We start from the raw sequence: 2,702 nt of genomic DNA on the forward strand, positions 1-2,702 counted from the left end.
TCCTGCGCCGTCAAAACTACCGGTTTTTTAACCTGTACCTTTGCTCCTTTTCCATTCACAAACTGGTTAGAGTAGTCTTTATAAATCAGGTTAGGGAATACAAGATTTTCGATTAATCTAATAAGTGCGGGTCTTGCAATATCTTTTACACTAATAAAACTATTTGCCATTTACATTACTCCTTTTTCTTAGTCATGTAAGCGTAATACTCATCATCTGACATTTTGCTTACATCTGGCGGTGTTGTCCCCCCTGCTGGCGGCGGTGGATTTTGGTTTCCATCCCCGAACAAGTAAGGGTTTTCTTTTGTGATTTGTGATAGCTGGTCGCTAAGTCCGATGAGATTGTCGCCATCAATAGTAATTTTGTCGTGGTCAAGCAGCGCTCTAACTGCTTTAATATTTTTAGCCTTCGCGTTCATTAAAGCAAAGTCTATCTTGCTATCCTTTGTCTGTTTGATTAGCTTGTCTTGCAGTGCTTTGGTGTCATCCATGTACTTTTTTTCCCACGTTTTAATACCATTTTTCAGCCCATCTACATCAAGGTCCTTAAATCCCTTAATAGCGTCATTGGCCGCATTCAATTGCGTCTGCAGCTCATTTGCTTTAAACTCGGATTTTTCCAGCTTGTCTTTGTCCACATACAGTCCGCTAGCTAGATTTGCCAACTTGATTTCTTTGTTGTTTTGCAGCGCTGCCTCAAATTCGGCATAAGTTAGCGAATTATCTCCAAAAATACTCTTTAAAAATTCCATATATTCCTTTCCCGCCCTAGATTTAACTTTTAAACGCGCAGCCACTCTGCGCCGGGACGCCCTTGCATTTAAACGTCTGCAAGGCAGACAATTTTAAAAATAAAAAAGCGCGCCAATAGATTTCTCTACTGACGCGCTGGGCGTGCTGCTATATAATTTCTGCTATTCCTTTGGCCAGCTTTGCCGCCTTCTTCATGAGTGAGTTTTCCTCTAGGTATTCAAGCCCCTTTAATGTAATTTGCGGAGAGCTGACAGACATAGCATACTCACCATCTAAAGACTGTTTAATGATTACCCCATCGATATATCCTTCTTTTGACAAAAGCATCATTAACTTAATCCATCTGGCTTCTGATATTTTCATGGTTTCTGCGGAAATGCTATTCATATCAAACTCATCATAATCCATAGCCTTTTCCAAAATATTCAGTATCCGATAGATCACCTTGAAATTTTCTATCTGCATCACCCTCCTTTGAAGCAATAAATATGTTTTTGTTTTTGCATTTTGGGCATATCTTTATAATTTCTCCCAGCTGCAGGTCTGCTTCAAACAATAACTTTCCACAGCGTTTACACCTGTAAGGGCTAATCATTGTTTTCCTTCTCCATCTGTAGCACCTCGGGACGTCTAATCATTCCTGCGGTTTCGTCTAAAACAAAGATTGTATCCTCCGGGTAATCGTCAATATTATCTACCTCTCCAATAGGAACTATTTGTGGGCCTTCATTTTTCTTTTTCTTCATAGATATACCCCAATCCAAATTGTTCTGAAAGTTTTTTCAGTATTTCGTGTTGGTAAATCTGATTGTATTGTGTTATGGTAATTTCCCCCATGCTTGCATTTATAAGGGCTTATCAATATAGCCACCCTTCTTCCATTGTGGTCCATTTTTTCGCTACCTCATTGATATGCATTCCTATCTCTTCGTCTATCTCGAATTGGTCAGAATAGGCTTTTAAGTATTTTATCAACTCATGTCCATTCTGTATGGATAATGCCCGCTTTTTAAAATCATTAAAGATCATTCTTCATCATCCGCTTTCACCATCTCCAGAATTTCAGATATGCTGTGCCTTCCTTCTGTTTCATCCAAAACAAATATTGTGTCGTCTGGATAATCATTGAAATCTTCTACATCAGAAATCGATACTTCTTTTTTATTCTCTTTTTTCTTCATAGTGATACTCCAATCCAAACTTTTCAGAAAGCTTTTTTAGTATTTCATGCTGGTAGCGTTGATTGTACTGCTCAATAGTTATTTCTCCAGATTTGTACTTTGAATAAAAACCAGGTGCAATTTCTTTTTCCAATTTGAAATATTCATCCCATATCTTTTGTTTGGAATTAAACCTTTCATCCCAGACGGCCGGCGGCCTTAGCATATAAGTGCCGCCTTTGGTTGCCGCCCTAATTTCTGAAAGCTGGGCTCTCTTCAACATATAAATATCAGCGGGAGAAAAGGTGGTATTTTCCGGGTGATTATGCGTAAGTATTCCGCCTTTCATCGCCTCCGCCTCTGATTTTGTAAAGGAAACCGATCTAGCTTCTCCTTTTTTTACAAAGAGTGTCTTCCCATCTGTCCCGTATATAATAGCCGTTTCGGTCTCCCTCTTAATCAGCTGCTTTTCATCGTTTTCTATATTGAGATAGCGTTCTTCCAATTTGATTATATCATTGTTTTTATTTCGGTCAACATGGCCTTTATACCATTCCTGATATGTCATGTCTTTTACCCTGGCGCTTTTCCCGTTTTCATTCCTTGCCATACGGGTTCTCTTGGACTCCTTCAGGTTGGGGATATATACTGCTGTAGTTGTCCGGCAATTTGGGTGGAAAATCGGAAAATTAATACCCGATATTACGCTCTTCGCATCATATGCCCGCCGCTGATACTCATTATCTCCTTTTACATATTTCTGTGGCACATCTCCCCCTTTTGTCAC

Annotated in this window: 5 protein-coding genes and 1 pseudogene; all 6 read right to left on the reverse strand. The window is 39.3% G+C overall.

Translation table 11 applies throughout. The features are described 5' to 3' along the window. Positions 1-175: 175 nt before the first annotated feature. Positions 176-754 (reverse strand): phage scaffolding protein, encoded by a 579-nt coding sequence (locus H8705_RS13540; protein ID WP_262396308.1) that lies wholly within the window; start codon positions 752-754, stop codon positions 176-178. A 148-nt stretch (positions 755-902) separates the two neighbouring features. Further along, a complete protein-coding gene (locus tag H8705_RS13545; protein WP_262396309.1) occupies positions 903-1,220 on the reverse strand; it encodes a YjcQ family protein in 318 nt (105 codons plus the stop codon). A 122-nt stretch (positions 1,221-1,342) separates the two neighbouring features. Beyond that, a complete protein-coding gene (locus H8705_RS13550) occupies positions 1,343-1,501 on the reverse strand; it encodes a hypothetical protein (RefSeq protein WP_262396310.1) in 159 nt (52 codons plus the stop codon). A 112-nt stretch (positions 1,502-1,613) separates the two neighbouring features. Further along, positions 1,614-1,784, reverse strand: a complete 171-nt coding sequence (locus tag H8705_RS13555) for a hypothetical protein (protein ID WP_262396311.1) — start codon at positions 1,782-1,784, stop codon at positions 1,614-1,616. Continuing rightward, positions 1,781-1,936, reverse strand: coding sequence for a hypothetical protein (locus H8705_RS13560; protein WP_262396312.1), 156 nt, complete (start codon positions 1,934-1,936; stop codon positions 1,781-1,783). The genes H8705_RS13555 and H8705_RS13560 overlap by 4 nt, the downstream gene beginning before the upstream one ends. Continuing rightward, positions 1,917-2,702, reverse strand: a pseudogene (locus H8705_RS13565) (hypothetical protein); the annotation flags it as partial. The gene H8705_RS13560 and the pseudogene H8705_RS13565, both read right to left, overlap by 20 nt.

Origin of the sequence: Youxingia wuxianensis, assembly GCF_014385085.1 — a bacterium.
GTDB classification, from domain to species: domain Bacteria; phylum Bacillota; class Clostridia; order Oscillospirales; family Ruminococcaceae; genus Youxingia; species Youxingia wuxianensis.